Origin of the sequence: Flavobacterium sp. MAHUQ-57 (genome assembly GCF_051908335.1) — a bacterium.
Classification (GTDB): Bacteria; Bacteroidota; Bacteroidia; order Flavobacteriales; family Flavobacteriaceae; genus Flavobacterium.
Genome location: NZ_JBPZTE010000007.1, coordinates 1,067,892 through 1,086,547 on the forward strand (window position 1 = coordinate 1,067,892; position 18,656 = coordinate 1,086,547).

Genomic DNA, 18,656 nt, shown 5'->3' on the forward strand with positions numbered 1-18,656 from the left:
CTTGGGCATGCGTCGTCGCCTCACTACTAGTTCCTTTATTTTTCTATTGCTGTTGGTTTGTCACTTTTCACAAGCACAAACTACTGTAAAGGCCAATGTCATCAGCGTTCTTGGTTTTCCACAAGTTGGGATTGAAACTGCTTTGGGACAGAAAACCAGTTTTCAAGTAGATGCTTTGGCTTCGGTTTGGAAATCGATCAACGGTGCTCCACAGCAGGCTTATATGGTGATTCCTGAGTTTCGGTATTACCCCAAAAAAGCGATGGAAGGATTCTATATAGGTGGACATGTAGGTGCTTCGGCTTTCAAAATGCAGAAGTGGAGCTATATCAATACCGACTATTACCAAAAAGGATATAATGTACTCTACGGTGTTACGGTGGGTTATCAAGTAAAAATTAATGAGCGCTTTGCAATGGATGCCTTTTTAGGAGGCGGATCTCAACAAGCCTACTATAACGGTTATTTATTAAGTACCGGAGAACGTTATGAAAATGCCAAACATTTCAACAAAAGTGGCGAATTATTGCCCTACCGTGGTGGCATTATGATTGTATACAAACTGAATCGGAAGAATGAAAAATAAGTTATTTCAAATTATCCAAAATCTTAGTTTATTCGTTGTAAACCATTCACTTTCCTTTCTATTGCTGGGCATACTTACATCGGTAAATGCACAAAGCTTAAAGAAAGACAGTATCGCCGTTCAAAAAATAATTCAGAAATACAACAAGGAGAAAAAAGTCCCTACACTCCTTACCATTACCGATACCAAAGAGGTGCAATTGATTTCTCAATATATTGAAAAATGTGTTGTTGAGAAAAAAAAGAAGGAGGCTAAACTAAAGTTGGAGCACGAATCCAAACTTGGGAGACGCTATCGTAATGGTGACAATTCGGTTGTACCCGATATTATAAAGATTTTAAGAGAAAAAAATCTAGAAAAAATCAATACCCTGCTTTCTGAAATGGATTTGGTTTTTGATGAGAAACCCAAGAAACTAATTCTTGATCCAGCGATAAAGCAACTGCTTTTTCAATACATTGAAGATGAAAATCTAGAACATATTGTTGTTCAATTTTTAGGAATTAACAAGATAGAAGGAAGTATTCCTTTATTTGAAAACCGATTACTCTCAGGGCAATCGAAGGATAACGGACGTATTTTCTTCTGGCTTGCCCAAGAAGGCACAACAGAAAAAGCAGTCAATTACATCCACGAACTCTATTTTAAACAAGGTAAAAATTTACTTCACGAAACCTGGATTTTTGAGGGAATTTCAGAAATATTGAAAAAAGGATCAGAGCAGGAAAAAAAGAAAATCTTAGACATTGTTTTTGATTACCTTGAAAAAAATCCTGTTACGAATGCCGATTTTAAACATGACACCCATTTGTCCTTTTTTTCAGAATCACAACTTAAACTTGCTTTACTTTCAATAGTACTGGATAATGGAGATCAAAGAACATTCGGCTTACTTAAAAAAATTGAAGATACCTTGATCAAAGAATTAAAAGGGATGGAAGATATTGACGATTTTAAAAATAAAATAAAGCTGACATCAATACGGTTTCTAAACAATTCAGAGAAAGTAGGCGCTACATTGGAGAGTCTTACAAAAAAAGACATTTACTTTGAAATGCTTGAAGTGATTCAAAAAGATCCATTTTTACAAGAAAACAAAAATATTGAGCAACACGTTTTACAACAGTTTGACCGATTTGGATTTACAGACGCCTATGATCATGACCGATTACTAACGTATTTTAAGAACAAGAAAAAAGAGGAATTTACCTTATTGGTTCGAGAAAACATCCGCTCCAAAGAACTACAACACCAATTGTTGGAAGCGTTTACCATTAACAAATATACGTTTGACGAAATCAATCAGTACCTTTATAGTAGCGGCTTAATTGAACAGCCGATTTCGAAAGAACAGGTTACCAACTACCTGACTGAAAATGAGTATCCCAATGACCTCAATTCGATTTATACCTGTATGGAAATCGCTAAAATCAGTGTGGCATTTGATACCGAAACCGGATTCACACCAGTAGACTATGATGTATTATTGGATAATTTTGCTCAGGCATCCAAGCATAAAATTAGCGGTATACAATCGGTTGTAATTGCAAAGTTGAATCCCCAAAAAGAGCAGTTAGACTACCAGTTTTTGGTTCATTATAAAAACAAATGTTATGTAATGTTTCCAGAAGATTTCGGCGACTGGTATGATATGGAAAGTTTTCCAAAATTATTGGACTTAATTGTAAAAGATTCTGGGATAACAGAAGAATTTGTTTACGTTAGTACCGGAGGACAAGATGCGATGTATATTTTTGGCGAAACTAAAAAAATAGAACAACTGAAAAAGAAGTTTAAATTAGACTACGAATAAACGATACAGAATAGATGAAAACTAAATTTTATCACTACATAGAAACACTGCAAGATCAAATTTGCAAAGGATTGGAAGCTATGGATGGTGTTGCCCGATTCCGTCAGGATTTGTGGGAGCGTCCCGAAGGTGGAGGTGGAAGAACCCGTGTTATTGAAAACGGTCAAGTATTCGAAAAGGGCGGAGTAAATATTTCTGCGGTACATGGCGCTTTACCTAAAGCCATGCAGACCTATTTCAATGTGGGCGAGGTTGATTTTTTTGCCTGCGGACTGAGTTTGGTTATCCATCCGAAAAACCCTATGGTTCCTACAGTTCATGCCAATTGGCGCTATTTTGAAATGTATGATAAAGAAGGAACATTACTCAATTCCTGGTTTGGTGGCGGACAAGATTTGACGCCGTATTATTTGTTTGAGGAAGATGCCCGTCATTTTCATCAGACGTGTAAAACAGCTTGCGACAAGCACAATCCGGAGTTTTATCCGAAGTTTAAACAACAATGTGACGAGTACTTTTGGAATGCGCATCGTGATGAAGCCCGCGGTATTGGCGGTTTATTCTTTGATCATTGCAAAGCAACCGAAACTATGTCTATGGAAGATTGGTATCAGTTTGTTACCGAGGTAGGCAATAGTTTCCTTGAAGCGTATTTACCAATTGTCGAGAAGCGAAAAGACTTGCCTTATACCTCAGCGCAGCGCACTTGGCAGGAGATTCGTAGAGGACGTTATGTGGAATTCAATTTGGTACATGATAAAGGCACCTTATTTGGGTTAAAAACCAATGGAAGAATGGAATCCATACTAATGAGTTTACCGCCCCATGTACAATGGGTATATGACCATCATCCTGAAAAAGGAAGTGAAGAAGAGCGATTAATTCAAGTCTTAGCCAACCCAAAAGCTTGGGTTTAAAAAATAAAAACAGATTCAAACTGCCCCTATTTGGGGCTTTTTTTATGGTCAGGAGTTGATTATCGTTTATGGTTTGTCGTTTATAGTTAAAGGTGAAAAGCGATTATACACTGCTCCTTCTTCACTCAAGAGCAATTCATGTGCTAGATACACACGACATATATACGATATATACACGCCATATATACGCCATATATACGCCATATATACGTCATATATACGTCATATACAGTTCACTTATTACTATATACTTTGAGGCGATATTAATGCAACCGTAACTTACAAAAAAAGAGCCCGAAATAGTATCGGGCTCATTGGAAATCCTTGTTAAAGGTAGGTTGTAACTTCTTTTACTTCAAGTAGCTGAATAAATCCAAAGATTGAAGAATAATATTTTTCGAATTGTTAGTTGCATTGAATTCTGCTTCTAATTTCATGGTATTCTCTTTCAGTTTTTTAGCCGATTTGACTTGTAAGTTTTTGAATTGATTGGCGAATCTCATCATTTTATCTGCATCTTTTTCGGATGGATTTGCTTTCACTAGGCTTCTTATGAATGCACTTACATCCAAATTTCCGACAAAATAATTTTTGGCGATTTCTTTTTTGGTGTTGACAGCGAAACCAGATTTGGTAGTATTTGTCAAATAATTCAATCCGTTGGTGATTACGAAAACATCGCCGTCTTTCAGTAAGACAATTGGTCCGAATTCTTCAGAGGTTTTAGTGATTACGTAATCATTCCCTACTTTTTCCAAACCTTTTTTTCGTACTCCAAGATCCAATAATTTGTTCACCAATGTTGGGTGCGAAGAAGTTAAAAGTATAGAAAAAATCGGTTTTGTTTTCGTGATTGTTTTTTCTTCCAACACCTCTTCATAGTCCTCGTTGTATGTGGTCTCGGTTATATTTTTAGTGTAAGGCGTCATGTTGTGAAGGAACATGGAAACGTCACCGTCAAAAATCGTAGCTGCAGCTTTTTCATCGATAATGGTGCTAAACAAGTCGGTAATAATTTCCAAATCTTGTTGTTCCATCGGTAAACTTGCCAGCGCTTGCTCTGTTAATTTTGGGTAACTTTTAAGCACCTCTTCTGTGTTAACATGGTACGACATATAAGCCAATGGCGCTTCATTTGGAAAATACTTAAAGATTGTTTTGTTTGGTTTTCTTGCAATTACTTTCGCAACAATTTTAGCCAAAGGTTCAGAATATTCAATTGATTGTTCCATTCTGGCTTTATCATTTTCAAAATAAAAGTCACAGTTCATTCCTTTGATAGAGTGTGTTGCATTGTAGCTATTAACGTTCGGCATATAGCGGTATAAGTAGGATAACACATTGAATTTACCCATTAAGCTGGTATAATTGACCCACGCAGAGATATCAGCTTTGGTATTGATTTTATCTGAAACCGGCGACGTAAACCCATTATCGAACAACAATGCCAATTGCACTTCCTGTTTGGCTTGTTTTTCCAAACGTTCTCTTTCGCGTTCTCTTCTATTTTCCTCTTCAAGATTTCGGTAATAGTCTTCATTGTAAAGATCGGCCTCACCGGACTCCCCTTCCTCTTCATCATTTGCAGGTTCTAATTCGGTTATAGGTTTCAATTCCTCGATTACAGCCGGTTCATCCACTACAATTGGTGCAGTTTCCTCAATTACTGCATATGCTGTATCTACCACAGCAGCTGCTGAATCAATTACTGCAACGCTATCAACAGCATACGCATCGTATTTTCTTTCATCCATAAGACCATACAAAACAAGATGTTCGTTGTTCCATGCCAGCGTATAATTGTTCTTTTTAGGAGAATACAATTCGTATTTTGGGAAGCTTTTTATGGTTTCTACGATAGTATCGTTTGCTTTGTCTTGATCGATTTGATTCTGAATGAACTGCTTCAAGCCTTTGTTATTGCGAAGTGGCAATGAAATTTGGTAGTACGGAATACTATCGGTATAATTTCCGTGAATGGTAACCGGTTTCGTCTTGTCAACAAACGACATAAAATCGTTTAGTTTCACCTTAGCACTTTCTTGGCTGAAACCTTTTAAAGCCTTGTGATTTAAGATACTATCAATGTTCACTTTTTTATCCAACTGCGGCATATTGAATTGAACAAAATAGTCATGATTTTGTTTTTGCACCTGTCCGAAAGCCAATACAGGTAGCATTAAAAATAAATAGAAATACTTTTTCATAAATTAATTTGTGAAGCTTATGGAATTGTTCATCAGTTTATTGTTATTTAAAACATTCCATATATTCTGTTTTAAAAACACTGTTTTTTTGGATTTTGACAGTTTACTATTGGGATTTTGACTATTGGCTACTTCTTTATCGAAAGTATACACCGCAGTGATATGCGCCTTGAGTAAATCGTCCTTTTTATCGTCGTTCTTCGTTAGACTTTTCGGTAATGGATAGGAGGCAATTCGTTCAAATTTACCTTCATTTTCCCGGAAGTGCACTAAGTTATTTTTCTTGTTCATGTTGTTAAGCACCTTATTGAGTACCTCAACCGAGCTGTAGGAAAAATTGATTTTAAAAATATAACTGCTAAAATCGTGGGAGGTTGATACATTAGAAACCCCTTTTATTTTAAGTGCATCCGATTTGAATTGTGCCAATTTTGCTTTGATTTCCTCTTCATTGGGTATGCTAACACCGTCGACTTCTTCCAGCATAATTGCCGATTTCATTTTGAGCCATGAATTGGAAAAATCGACAACCAGCGTATAATCGCCGGATTGGTCTTTGTTGTGCTTGATTTTTTCGGTGATTTCAAAACAACTGGTCAGAAGAAAGAAAATACTTAATAAAGTCCATTTTTTCATGGCGCAAAAATAAGATATAATTAACATATAGTCATCATATGTAAAGAGAAAGATATTAACCGGAATTCAGTACCTTTACACCCTCAATAATTGAATATCACATTATGTTTCCATTACACCGAGGCAGAAGATTGCGCGTGAATGAATCGATACGAAGTTTAGTGCGCGAAACCAGTTTAAGTCCTGCCGATTTTATGTTTCCCATGTTCATTGCCGAAGGCGAAAATGTTTCCGTTGCCATTCCTTCCATGCCAGGCATTTATAGACGATCGATTGATTTAACTGTAGCTGAAGTACAGGAGTTATTTGCCTTAGGAATTCGTGCGGTTAATATCTATGTGAAAGTCAATGATGATTTGAAAGACAATACCGGAAAAGAAGCGTGGAATCCGAACGGATTGATGCAACAAGCCATTCGTGCGATCAAGGCAGCTTGTCCTGAGATGATTGTGATGCCGGATGTGGCATTGGATCCGTATTCGATTTATGGTCATGATGGAATTATTGAAAACGGAGATGTTGCCAATGATGCTACAGTAGAAGCCTTAGTTAAAATGGCGGTTTCACATGCGCAGGCCGGAGCTGATTTTGTAGCACCGAGTGATATGATGGACGGTCGTGTTTTGCGTTTGCGTGAAGGATTGGATGCTGCAGGATTTCATCATGTAGGCATCATGAGTTATTCGGCGAAATATGCCTCTGCCTTTTACGGTCCTTTCCGTGATGCTTTGGACAGTGCGCCAAAAGAAGCTGAAATTGCCGTTCCGAAAGACAAAAAAACCTATCAAATGGATTATGCCAACCGTATTGAAGCCATTAGAGAAGCCGTTATGGATGTGGAAGAAGGTGCCGATATGGTTATGGTAAAACCCGGGATTGCCTACTTGGACATTGTTCGAGAAGTCAAAAATGCGGTGAATGTTCCGGTAACAGTATTTCATGTATCCGGAGAATATGCCATGATTAAAGCAGCGTCTGAAAGAGGTTGGTTGGACCATGATAAAATCATGATGGAACAATTGATGTGTATCAAGCGTGCCGGTGCCAGTTTAATCTCTACCTATTTTGCTAAAGAAGCTGCTATTTTATTGAATCAGAAATAATGAAGAAATTACTATTTACCCTACTTGTTTTCAGTTTTTTATCGTGTAAAAAAGAAAGCCAAGAGCAGTTTGGGAAAACCGATGAAGACCTAACGACAACAACGAAAGTACAACCGGAGGCATTAGGACAAGAAATATTTGAAGGAAAAGGTGTTTGTTATACTTGTCATAAACCAGAAGTAAAAACAGTTGGACCTTCGATACAGGACATTGCCAAAATTTACAAAGAAAAAGGCGGAAGCATTACTGAATTCCTGAAGGAAAAAAGCGAACCGATTGTTGATCCGAGTCAGTATGCAACGATGAAAACCAACTTTGCAATCACTAAGAATTTACCTGAAGAAGAGTTAAAAGCGTTAGAAGCGTATATGCTCAGTTTTGCTAAATAAAACAAAAATCAAGTCATCCCCGGATGGCTTTTTTTATTTAAATGTTTTACTTTTATGCGATGGAAACTGCGTATATACAATCGCCATTGGGCATTACAAAAATAGAAGGAGACGAGAACGGCATTGCGGTGATTTGCTGCGCCAGTTCGAGCGTTGCTCTCGAGTCGGTATCATCCGAGGGGAACGAAAGCAAAACCATTCCTGCAGTACTTCAAGAAGCCGTTACGCAGCTACAGGATTATTTTGAAGGCAAACGTACCGAATTCACTTTCGCACTCAATCCACAAGGCACCGAATTTCAGCAGAGAGTATGGCAGGAATTACTTACTATACCCTTTGGCAAGACCACTTCCTATATGGACTTATCCAAGAAATTAGGTGATGTGAAAGCCATCCGAGCTGTGGCATCGGCCAATGGCAAAAATCCGTTATGGATTGTTGTTCCTTGTCACCGAGTGATTGGCAGTGATGGTTCGCTGACCGGTTATGCCGGAGGCTTGTGGCGTAAGAAATGGTTGTTGGAACATGAAAGTCCGTCGCAACAGCAAAGTTTATTTTAAATTATTCAATAACTAAATCAATATCATGAAAAACATCATTGTAACTATTTGTATTTTGTTCTTTTCCTTATCCAGTTTAGCCCAGGAAAAAAAGGCTATAATTGGCAAATGGACTTATAAGGAAATTTATGAAAAAGAAAAACAAGAGGAGGAAAACTTAGCAATGACTGAAATGATGTTTAAAGGCTTTAGTCTGGATTTTAAAGAAAGTGAAATGATCCTTACCTTAATGGGAAAATCAGAGGCAGCCCAATGGAGTTTTGATGCAGACAATTCCAATATCATTAATACTGTTTCGAAAACCGGCAAAAAGGCAAAACTTGTTATCATCAAACTAGATGAAAGTGAATTAGTAATCGAATTAGGAAATACCCCCTTCGTATTATCAAAATCTTAAATCGGTTTTACACCTTTCTATTTATTACATTCGTAACATCAACGCCAAAATCATCATATCATGTTAGACAAAATCCAGCTCGAAAACATCCTCTTTTTAGATATTGAAACCGTTCCTGAAACGGAATCCTTTTCAGACTTAGACGATACCAAGCAAGAACTTTTTGATCTTAAAACCAAATACCAACGCAAAGACGATTTTACTCCGGAGGAGTTTTATGACCGTGCCGGGATTTGGGCCGAGTTTGGAAAAATAGTTTGTATTTCGGTAGGCTATTTTACGTTCAAAGGAGATATCAGGCACTTTAGAGTTACTTCCTTTTTTGGTGAAGAAGTCAAGATACTGAAAGACTTCTCTAATGTACTGAACAATCATTTCAGTCAGCCCCAACATATTTTATGCGGACACAATGCCAAGGAATTCGACTTTCCATTTATCGCCAGACGTATGATTATTCATGGACTTCCGATACCGCAAAAGCTGAATTTATTTGGGAAGAAACCTTGGGAAGTACCCCATTTGGACACCTTGGAATTATGGAAATTCGGGGATTTCAAACATTACACCTCATTGAAATTACTGACCAATGTCTTGGGTATACCTTCGCCAAAAGATGACATCGACGGCAGTGAAGTAGCCCGGGTTTATTATGCAGACAAAAACATTGACCGCATTGTGACCTATTGTGAAAAAGATGTGATAGCGGTTGCACAAATCCTGCTTCGTTTGCGTAGGGAAGATTTATTGATTGAAGAAGAAATTATTCATGTGTAACTTTTGAAACTTATTTTGCTGTGTGTGCTTTGTAAAAACTTTGCGTACATTGCGGTTAAATTTTATAATCTATGGTTTTAAGCAGATTTTGGCTCGTAATCTTTATTTCGTCTATTCTTTTTGTAGTGGTAAGTTTATTTACCGGAAACAGTTATTCTATCGATTATGTATTGAATGGTAAAAAGGATGAACCTATTTTAATTTCAGAGCAATACTTAAAACAAGTGCCGAAATTTATTGCCGACAGTATTGAAAAAGCGCCGGATATGACTATGGTTGTTAATCGTGATACTGTTAATGCCGATACTACGTATGTGTATAAAAACCAGACTGTAAAAGTATACAGTGGTGTTCAAAAATCGGATGGATTATTACCTACCTGTAAAAACAGTTTGACAGATTTGATTATTCCGTTGATTGCCTATTTGGCTTTCTTTTGCGGCTTAATGGAATTACTCATTATTTCTGGCGCTTCCGAAAAATTAGCGAAGAAGTTGAGTCCGGTTTTTTCTAAAGTCTTTCCAACCGTTCCGAAGAATCACGAATCGATTTCCTATATGACGTTGAATTTTGCGGCTAACTTTTTGGGGTTAGATTCGGCTGCAACGCCATTCGGTTTGAAAGCCATGGAGAGTTTGCAGGAAATCAATCCAGAGAAAGACAAAGCGAGTGATGCACAGATTATGTTCATGTGTTTGCATGCGGCAGGATTGACACTAATCCCTACTTCTATTATTGGTTACCGTGCTGCTGAAAACGCTTCCAATCCTGCGGATGTGATGTTGCCTTGTATTATTACCTCTTTTGTAGGTACGATTGCTGCATTTATTCTGGTGGGTATCAAACAACGAATCAATTTCAAAAGCGCTTCATTAGTTGTTGCCATTACGACTGTTATAGCAGGAATTGCCGGTTTGTTATTCTATATCAACCGTATGGATTTAATCGGTAAAAATTATTTCACCGGGAATCTTTCCGGATTGATGTTGGTTACGATTATTGGTTTTACGTTGGTATTTGCTTTCAAGAACGAAGCGAAATTTACAGAAAAAGACACGACCATATTCGACACTTTTGTGGAAGGAGCTAAAAACGGATTGACTACCGGAGTAAAGATTTTTCCATACGTAATGGGAATGTTAGTTGCCATTTCCTTCTTTAGAAACAGTGGTTTATTTGAAATCATCAGTAATGGTATTTCGTTTGTCTTTTCGAATATTGGTGTGAGCAAACAAATCACCGATTCGCTGCCTGTAGCCATGTTGCGTCCTTTTAGTTCGGGAGGTTCCAGAGGATTTATGATTGATGCGATGCGTAATTTCGGCCCGGATTCCTTCACTGGACGTTTGGCTTGTATCTTCCAATGTAGTGCAGAAACCACCTTTTATGTGATTGCCGTTTATTTTGGATCGGTTAATATTAAAAACACCCGATATACTTTAGGGATGATGTTACTGGTAGATTTGATTTGTGTTATCACAGCCATATTAGTGGCCAGTTTGTTTTTTTAATCCTGTAAGTAGTTTAGGATGTTTACAATAATTTAATCTTAAAAAAACAATTTTATAGATTGATTTTGAGCAAAATGATTATTTTTATAGCGCCCAAATTTATGAATATGAAAAAATCTATTTTAGCCTTATTGGCCTTGTTTTTTCTACTCCCAATTGCCGCTTCCGCACAAGAAGAAGAAGTAGGTATTGAGAGTGATATCAATGCTGAGAACCCTCAGAAAGTAAAAATCTTAGACCTTTCGAACAAACAACTAACCAAGGTTCCGCCTGAAATTGCTCGATTTGTCAATGTAGAGAAGTTGTATTTGAGAAACAATCAAATCGTTTCCTTACCGATTGAGATCAGTAAAATGACCAAGTTGAAGGAGTTGTATTTGAACAACAATCAGATTCAGCGTTTTCCGATTGAAATCTGTAAACTTCCAAATCTTGAAAAACTGGAATTGAGTCGCAATAAAATGGAATACATTTCAACTTCCATTGCAAAGTTGACCAAATTAAGAAAACTGGATGTGAGCAATAACCGCATTAGTGATCTTCCTGCCGAAATGAGTGGATTGGTTAATTTGACTGAAATCAATTTTTCTACCAATACCATCAGAGCTATTTTTCCCGGTTTCGAGAACTGCAGAAATTTAAAAGTAATCAATGCAGGTAATAATAAAATTGAAATCCTTCCGATAGAGATTGGCGCGTTACCTAACTTAACAACCCTAATGGTAAACCAAAATAGAATTAGTGTACTTCCGAATGAAATTGGGAATCTGACCAATTTACAAACCTTGAATGTGGAAAAGAACTTGATTCGTAAAGTTCCTAACTCTATTGGGAATTTGGTTCAATTGAAAATAGTCGATTTGGATGAAAACCAATTGAAAACACTTCCAGAGGAAATGAACAATTTGGTGGTTTTAAAAGAATTGTATTTAGGAACCAATCCGTGGGTTTCCTTCCCAGACAGCTTAAAACCATTACTGGAAAAAATGCTGTTCGGACAGTCTGATTTAGTAAAAAAACTGGTAACCACTCCGAAACCATAAAAATTTCAAAGCCGATTTCTGATCGGCTTTTTTCGTAATTATTGCTATCTTTACGCATCAAAAAATAACTTCATGGACTTTATATACCAAGACCCGTATCCTATTTTAAAGGACGATACGCAGTACAAAAAATTAACTTCTGATTATGTAAAAACAGAACAATTAGGCGACCGTGAAATTTTAACCGTAGATCCAAAAGGTTTGGAATTATTGGCGCAAGAAGCGATGAATGATGTTTCTTTCATGCTTCGTTCAAAACACTTACAAAAGCTAAAAAATATTATTGATGATCCCGAAGCTACAGACAACGATCGTTTCGTGGCGTACAACTTATTGCAGAATGCAGTGGTAGCCGTTGATGGAGAACTGCCTTCTTGTCAAGATACAGGAACTGCAATCGTGATGGCAAAAAAGGGAGAAAATGTGTATACTGGTGTAGATGATGGTGAATGGTTATCGAAAGGGATTTTCAATACGTTCCAAAACAAAAATCTTCGTTATTCACAGATTGTTCCTATCTCTATGTTTGAAGAGAAAAACTCGGGATCGAATCTTCCGGCGCAAATTGACATTTATGCTAAAAAAGGAGATTCTTACGAATTTTTATTCTTGACCAAAGGTGGTGGATCGGCAAATAAGACTTTCTTATACCAAAAGACAAAGTCCTTATTGAACGAGAAATCGACAGAAGAATTCATCCGTGAAAAAATCATGGATTTAGGAACTTCGGCATGTCCTCCCTACCATTTGGCTATTGTAATTGGTGGTACTTCTGCAGAAGCGAATTTAGCTACTGTAAAAAAAGCCTCTGCCGGTTATTATGACAACCTACCTACTTCTGGAAACATGTCAGGACAGGCGTTTCGTGATTTAGAATGGGAAGCCAGAGTACAACAAATTTGTCAAGAAAGTCATATTGGTGCGCAGTTTGGAGGAAAATATTTAACCCACGATGTTCGTGTGATTCGTTTGCCGCGTCATGCTGCTTCATGTCCGGTTGGAATGGGAGTATCGTGTTCTGCTGACCGAAACATCAAAGGAAAAATTACCAAAGACGGTATCTTTTTGGAACAATTGGAAACCAATCCGAAACAATTTTTACCAGAAACCGCACCGCATTTGGAACCTGCAGTGGAGATTGATTTGAACAAACCAATGCAAGAAATATTGGCTGAGTTGTCGAAGTATCCGATCAAAACCCGTTTGAAACTTAACGGAACATTGATTGTTGCTAGAGACATTGCTCACGCTAAAATCAAAGAATTATTAGACGCCGGAAAACCGATGCCGGACTACTTTAAAAATCACCCGGTGTATTATGCCGGACCAGCGAAAACCCCAGACGGAATGCCATCGGGAAGTTTTGGGCCGACTACTGCGGGAAGAATGGACGTTTATGTGAACGAATTCCAAGCAGCCGGAGGAAGTATGGTCATGTTAGCAAAAGGAAACCGTACTAAAGAAGTGACCAATGCCTGTGCTACTTATGGAGGATTCTATTTAGGATCTATTGGTGGTCCAGCAGCTATTTTAGCCAAAGAAAACATTTTATCAGTTGAAGTGGTTGACTTTGAAGAGTTAGGTATGGAAGCCGTTCGTAAAATTGAAGTGAAAGATTTCCCTGCGTTCATCATCACCGATGACAAAGGCAATGATTTCTTTGCTAATTTATAGTTTTTAAGACAATAGAATAAAGAGTAAAGAAAATAGAAAACCCGCTTCAATGATGAAGCGGGTTTTTTTATTTAACGAATAATTATAGTATTTTTAGAGTTAAAGATTGTTGCAAACCATCGTCAATTAAATTACCTCTTACCAAAATCTCTTCATTAGCCAATAGCGCTTTTTCGTCTAATTTATTTTCAAAAAACACTACTATTGTTCTTGTTAATCCTTTGTATTTAATTTAAGTTGAAATATAGTAATGTCCTCCATCTACACCCGTAGATAAAACATTATAATTTGAAAACTTTTGCTTAAAAATCATTTCAGTAATTCTACTCTACGTATAAAACCAATCCTTTTAAGTAATGTCCTTCCGGATGGTAAATGTTGGTTGGGTGATCCGGACCTTGTGAGAGTTTGTGTAATACTCTAATGTTTCTTCCGGTTTCGATAGCCGCTGCGGCAACCGTGTTGTAGAACAATACATCGTCAATCACCTGAGAACAAGAAAAAGTAAACAGAATACCTTTTGGCGCCAATGCTTTCAATCCGGCAATATTCAACCGTTTGTATGCTTGTGTAGCGGTATGTTTGCTTTTGATGCTTTTAGCGAAAGCCGGCGGATCCAATACAATTACATCGTACTGTTGTGTGTGTGCTTTCATGAATTCGAATACATCGGAAGCGACAGGATTATGATTGGAATCCGGGAAATTCAGTTGCATATTTTTGTCGGCCAAATCGACTGCTTTTTGGGAAATATCCACGGAAGTGACCAACTCGGCACCGGCGCTCATGGCATAAATAGAGAAACCACCCGTATAACAGAAGGTATTCAATACTTTTTTGCCTTTCGCGTATTCTCCTAACAATTTACGATTGTCTCTTTGATCCAGGAAGAAGCCCGTTTTTTGGCCTTCAACCCAGTTAACAGCAAATAGAATATTATTTTCTTTAGCTACGGTTTCAGCTTTATCGCCATATAAGAAAAAGTCTTTACCCGTATTGGGTAACGTACCACTGCTTTTACAATAAATCGTATCACAATTGGTAGCAAAATTATGCTTTATGGCTTCTGCTATTTTCTCAATTTGGAAATAAATACCCGAAGAGTGTGCTTGCAGTACCCAGTTTTTATCGTAATAATCGATGATTAAACCCGGAATTCCATCGCCTTCTCCGTGAATTACACGGAACGCATTGGTTACTTCCAAATCCAATAATTTCGTGCGTAATTCCCAAGCCGATTGCAATTTATCGTTCCAGAAGGTTTCTGAAAATGTTTCTTTGGCAAAAGTTAAGATACGTACTACGATACTTCCTTTATCACTGAAATAGCCTGTACCCAAATGATTGTTATTGGAATCGACCACATCGACCATTTCACCGTCATTCACTTCTTGTGTTACACCATAAACGGCTCCGCTGAACACCCATGGGTGGCGACGTTGAATGGATTTTTCTTTACCTGATTTTAAAATAACTTTCGGATAGGACATTTTTTCTGTGTTAAGCCGCGTGAGGGATGGAAGCAAGCTACCGTGTAGCGCGAACAGCCCGACCCTTATTGCGTTTGTAAAACGGGATAAGGGGCACGCCCAAATTATTATGCAAAGCTATGATTTATTTTATAAAAAAAGAGGCTGATTGCTCAACCTCTCTTCTGTTTCTGTATTCGTTATACCGATTTACTTTTTGGTAAACTTTTTACTGATTGTTTTTTGGCCGTCATTAACTTCTAAAATATACAATCCTGAAGCCAAGTCGGACACATTAATTTCTTTTTGAGCTACTTTTCCGGTTTTGATTTGTTGACCGTTCAGATTGTAGATTGCAAACGACACCTTACGGTTATCTACCATAGCAACATTCAATATACTTTCCACAGGGTTCGGATACATATCAAAATCGAAAATATTCTCTTCATTAGCGATTGCAGTTGCACTAATTGGTACTACCGGTGCTGCTGCGCCAATATTCACGGTATAATCTTCCACTTCTCCATACGAGAACGTTTCGCAAGACGTTGGTGCTGCGTTGTATTTCATAGAAACCCTCATTCTTGTAGTTCCGGCCAAAGCTGTGGTAGGCACAGTGAACGTACTGGACAGATTTCCACTGCTAGACGATGAACCAGAAGCCACTTGCTCTGTTGATTCGAAAGTACCGTTTTTATTATAATCAATCCACACTGCCCAGAATTCGGTATACGCTGAGGCTGTAAAACCGGCACTGTAGGTAATGGTGTTGGATCCGTAAGGTAGATTACCTACCAAGTTGGTAAAATTAGCATATCCGGCGTTAGCTCCAGTCGAATTAGCTATTCCACCGATGGCTACATAATCGATGAACTCATCGGCCACACTGTTTCCTTTAGTAGCACAATAGGTAATCGTTATAGGAGAAGTTGTCACGGCAACCGCATTACTAGATGCTGATACATTTCCTGCAGCATCTCTCGCTCTAACAGAAAAAGAATAATTCGTTGAAGCTGCCAATCCGGAAACTGTAGCGCTATTCGATGCGGAAGTTGTGATCAATGTTGCTCCGTTGTAGATATTATATCCGGTAACCCCAACATTATCAGTTGAAGCAGTCCAAGTCAAGTTTGTTGACGAAGATGTGGTTCCTGAGGCTGCTAAATTAGTTGGTGTAGATGGAACCTGAGTATCTGTACTTGTTGCAATAGACGTTCTCCAAACACCACGACCGTATGTTGCAGCTGTAATATTGTTGTCGACATAATTGATTTCCAAATCGGTTACCGGTACATTCGGTAGATTTGTATCAAAAGGTTCCCAAGCCGTCAAGCTATCGTCTCTGTAATACACGCCCAATGAAGTTCCTACATATAAAGGATTTAACGGATTATTTGCCTGATGCACAATTACATTTTTACCAATAGACGGTAATCCGGTATTTATACTTGTAAACGTAACACCAGAATCGGTTGATTTATATACCAAACCTCCGGTTCCTTGCGTAATTGCATAAATGATAGTGCCATTGGTAGAATGAACACGGATGTCTTTTACTGTTGTTGGGAAAGTATACAATAAGGTAAAGTTAACTCCCTTATCGGTACTTTTATACAATTTGGCTGCGTCAGAAACATACATAATATTGTCGTTTGACGGATCGATAATTACATTTTCCACATTACTGGCGAAAGTGGTTGTACTGCCAATCCAAGAAGTTCCGTTTAGTTTGTAGACTTTGGTATACCCTCCGAAAACATCTCCGGCTGCGTTTATAGCCAACGGTGTTACCCAGTTTCCAGTACCAGGACCGGTAATGGTTGAAGTCAAGCTATTCCCACCGTTAGTTGTTACATACAAATTCGAACCCGATTGGATAAAACCGTAGTATTTACTGCTGTTATTGGGATCTACTCCAGTATCCATTCCATCGGCGCCATAATAATTTTTCCACTGGCTACCGCTATAAGCATACCCTCCGTTATCCTGTAATCCACCAACCATATTTCCTGAGGATTGTTTGGACACGGCGATTTTATAGAATTGTCCGATTTGCAAACCGGTAGTTAGGCTACTGAAAGAGGTTCCATTGTTGGAAGAAACATAGATACCACCATCGCTTCCGCAGTATAGCTTATCACCATAATATCTTAAGAAATGAATATCTGCATGTGTATATGTTGCAGAAGTTGGCGAACTCCAGCTGTTCACTTTTGTGAAAGAAGTTCCTCCGTTCGTGCTTTTCCAAACGTTCAAACAACCTGTAAAGACCAAATCGGCATTGGTTCTAGAAACGGCCAATGCCATATCGTACCATGCTTGAGTAGATTCGAAAATATCGGTGGTTGAAGCTGTTTTAGTGAATGATGTTCCACTGTTTGTAGAGCGGTACAATCCTTGGAAACCATTTCCTGTTGTTGCGCTTAATACATATACATAGGCGGAATTTGCGGGCGTCACATCAATGGCTAATCGTCCGGAACTTGCTGGTAATCCAGAAGTAACGGCAGTAAATGTTGAGCCCGCATCTATTGATTTATAAAACGTTGAAGTTGTAACGGCATACACCGTATTTGGATCACCCGGTTTTATTTTAATATCTTTAATATTTCCGCTTAATACATTGGTCCAAGAAACCCCTGCATTGGAAGTTTTATATACCCCTGCACTGGTTGCCACCCATAGGATGCTTGGATTGGTAGGATGGATAAAAATATCTGCAGCTCTGGTGGAAGTATTTGAGAAAGACAATCCGGTAGTATTCCATGTTGTTCCTCCATCTGTTGATTTTAGCACTCCAATTGAATAAGTATCACCTGCATCTTTATCCCCGGTAGCAATGTAAATGATGTTGGAATTGGTAGGATCGGTCACAATTCCTGACACTCCAATTTGTGGTAATTCATCCGATAGTGGAGTCCAATTGGTTCCGGCATTGGTCGTTTTCCAAATCCCTCCGGCAGGTGTTCCTACATATATAATATTGGAATTATTAGGATCGACATAGACTACATTGACTCTTCCTTGTCCGGCAGACCATGATCCTGTAATTGTATGTGAAAATGGTCCCACTGGTTGCCAATTTGTTACTTTAGCAGTTATGGAATTGGTGCTTCTTTTTTTGGCATTCTTTTTATTTTTCCAAGCGTTCCAAGTTTCCGAAGGTGTGATTAAAGTTCCGTTAGGGTGTGTATTATTTCTCCAATAGTACTCCCAGCGCATGAACGGTTTGTAACCCGATCCTTTTTTGTTTTTGTCGTGTGTTAGCCAATACGCATCAAAAGAAGCTACTATTTCATCCATAGTCAATTCTTTTCCTTTTGCTTTTGTAGACGCTTCATTCATCCATGGTGCATCCGAATTAAACTGTGCATTCACAACAGTAGAAAAAAACGACATACAACCAATTATTACTAGTTGGCTATACTTTTTAATTAGTTTGTTTTTCATGGTGTGTTGGTTTTTTTTAAATTTTTAGTATCGCTTTTAAAACATTTGAAATTGTTCAAAAACCTAGATATGTAAAGAGGCCGATTGCTCAGCCTCTTTCCAGTTAGATTAGTTTAATTTATTTGAT

General features: G+C 38.0%; 15 protein-coding genes. 11 read left to right on the top strand and 4 right to left on the bottom strand.

Going from position 1 to position 18,656, the window contains the following annotated elements:
- Positions 1 to 7: 7 nt before the first annotated feature.
- Genes ACS8MM_RS12900 through hemF form a run of 3 tightly spaced genes read left to right on the top strand, consistent with a single transcriptional unit; the run spans position 8 to position 3,316 of the window.
- Complete coding sequence (locus ACS8MM_RS12900) at positions 8 to 586, top strand: DUF3575 domain-containing protein (RefSeq protein WP_379717571.1); 579 nt, start codon at positions 8 to 10, stop codon at positions 584 to 586.
- Positions 576 to 2,399 carry a hypothetical protein gene (locus tag ACS8MM_RS12905; RefSeq protein ID WP_379717573.1) on the top strand — a complete coding sequence of 608 codons (1,824 nt, stop codon included), beginning with the start codon at positions 576 to 578 and terminating at the stop codon, positions 2,397 to 2,399. Before ACS8MM_RS12900 ends, ACS8MM_RS12905 begins: the two co-directional genes overlap by 11 nt.
- Before the next feature lie 14 nt (positions 2,400 to 2,413).
- Positions 2,414 to 3,316 (top strand): oxygen-dependent coproporphyrinogen oxidase, encoded by a 903-nt coding sequence (gene hemF / locus ACS8MM_RS12910; RefSeq protein ID WP_379717575.1) that lies wholly within the window; start codon positions 2,414 to 2,416, stop codon positions 3,314 to 3,316.
- Positions 3,317 to 3,666: 350 nt separating this feature from the next.
- Here hemF and ACS8MM_RS12915 read toward each other — a convergent pair whose 3' ends face one another.
- Positions 3,667 to 5,523, bottom strand: coding sequence for a hypothetical protein (locus tag ACS8MM_RS12915; protein ID WP_379717577.1), 1,857 nt, complete (start codon positions 5,521 to 5,523; stop codon positions 3,667 to 3,669).
- A 3-nt stretch (positions 5,524 to 5,526) separates the two neighbouring features.
- Positions 5,527 to 6,159 carry a hypothetical protein gene (locus tag ACS8MM_RS12920; RefSeq protein ID WP_379717579.1) on the bottom strand — a complete coding sequence of 211 codons (633 nt, stop codon included), beginning with the start codon at positions 6,157 to 6,159 and terminating at the stop codon, positions 5,527 to 5,529.
- A 104-nt stretch (positions 6,160 to 6,263) separates the two neighbouring features.
- Between ACS8MM_RS12920 and hemB the strand changes: the two genes are divergently transcribed.
- The 8 genes from hemB to ACS8MM_RS12960 all read left to right on the top strand — a co-directional run bounded on the left by hemB (position 6,264) and on the right by ACS8MM_RS12960 (position 13,610).
- A complete protein-coding gene (gene hemB / locus ACS8MM_RS12925; RefSeq protein WP_379717581.1) occupies positions 6,264 to 7,262 on the top strand; it encodes a porphobilinogen synthase in 999 nt (332 codons plus the stop codon).
- Positions 7,262 to 7,651, top strand: a complete 390-nt coding sequence (locus ACS8MM_RS12930) for a c-type cytochrome (RefSeq protein WP_379717583.1) — start codon at positions 7,262 to 7,264, stop codon at positions 7,649 to 7,651. The genes hemB and ACS8MM_RS12930 overlap by 1 nt, the downstream gene beginning before the upstream one ends.
- A gap of 59 nt (positions 7,652 to 7,710) precedes the next feature.
- Complete coding sequence (locus ACS8MM_RS12935) at positions 7,711 to 8,211, top strand: methylated-DNA--[protein]-cysteine S-methyltransferase (protein ID WP_379717585.1); 501 nt, start codon at positions 7,711 to 7,713, stop codon at positions 8,209 to 8,211.
- Between the two features lie 25 nt (positions 8,212 to 8,236).
- Positions 8,237 to 8,608: a hypothetical protein gene (locus ACS8MM_RS12940; RefSeq protein ID WP_379717587.1), complete on the top strand. Its 372-nt coding sequence runs from the start codon at positions 8,237 to 8,239 to the stop codon at positions 8,606 to 8,608.
- Positions 8,609 to 8,668: 60 nt separating this feature from the next.
- Positions 8,669 to 9,382, top strand: a complete 714-nt coding sequence (locus ACS8MM_RS12945) for a 3'-5' exonuclease (RefSeq protein WP_379717589.1) — start codon at positions 8,669 to 8,671, stop codon at positions 9,380 to 9,382.
- A 71-nt stretch (positions 9,383 to 9,453) separates the two neighbouring features.
- Positions 9,454 to 10,893 carry a nucleoside recognition domain-containing protein gene (locus ACS8MM_RS12950; RefSeq protein ID WP_379717591.1) on the top strand — a complete coding sequence of 480 codons (1,440 nt, stop codon included), beginning with the start codon at positions 9,454 to 9,456 and terminating at the stop codon, positions 10,891 to 10,893.
- Between the two features lie 107 nt (positions 10,894 to 11,000).
- Positions 11,001 to 11,936 (top strand): leucine-rich repeat domain-containing protein, encoded by a 936-nt coding sequence (locus tag ACS8MM_RS12955; protein ID WP_379717593.1) that lies wholly within the window; start codon positions 11,001 to 11,003, stop codon positions 11,934 to 11,936.
- A 72-nt stretch (positions 11,937 to 12,008) separates the two neighbouring features.
- The gene (locus ACS8MM_RS12960) at positions 12,009 to 13,610 is read left to right on the top strand and encodes a fumarate hydratase (protein WP_379717595.1); all 1,602 of its coding nucleotides are present in this window, start codon (positions 12,009 to 12,011) and stop codon (positions 13,608 to 13,610) included.
- Between the two features lie 323 nt (positions 13,611 to 13,933).
- Here ACS8MM_RS12960 and ACS8MM_RS12965 read toward each other — a convergent pair whose 3' ends face one another.
- Both ACS8MM_RS12965 and ACS8MM_RS12970 read right to left on the bottom strand, forming a co-directional pair.
- Positions 13,934 to 15,100, bottom strand: coding sequence for a class I SAM-dependent rRNA methyltransferase (locus ACS8MM_RS12965; RefSeq protein ID WP_379717597.1), 1,167 nt, complete (start codon positions 15,098 to 15,100; stop codon positions 13,934 to 13,936).
- 189 nt (positions 15,101 to 15,289) lie between these two features.
- Positions 15,290 to 18,529, bottom strand: coding sequence for a GEVED domain-containing protein (locus tag ACS8MM_RS12970; protein WP_379717599.1), 3,240 nt, complete (start codon positions 18,527 to 18,529; stop codon positions 15,290 to 15,292).
- Positions 18,530 to 18,656 lie beyond the last annotated feature (127 nt).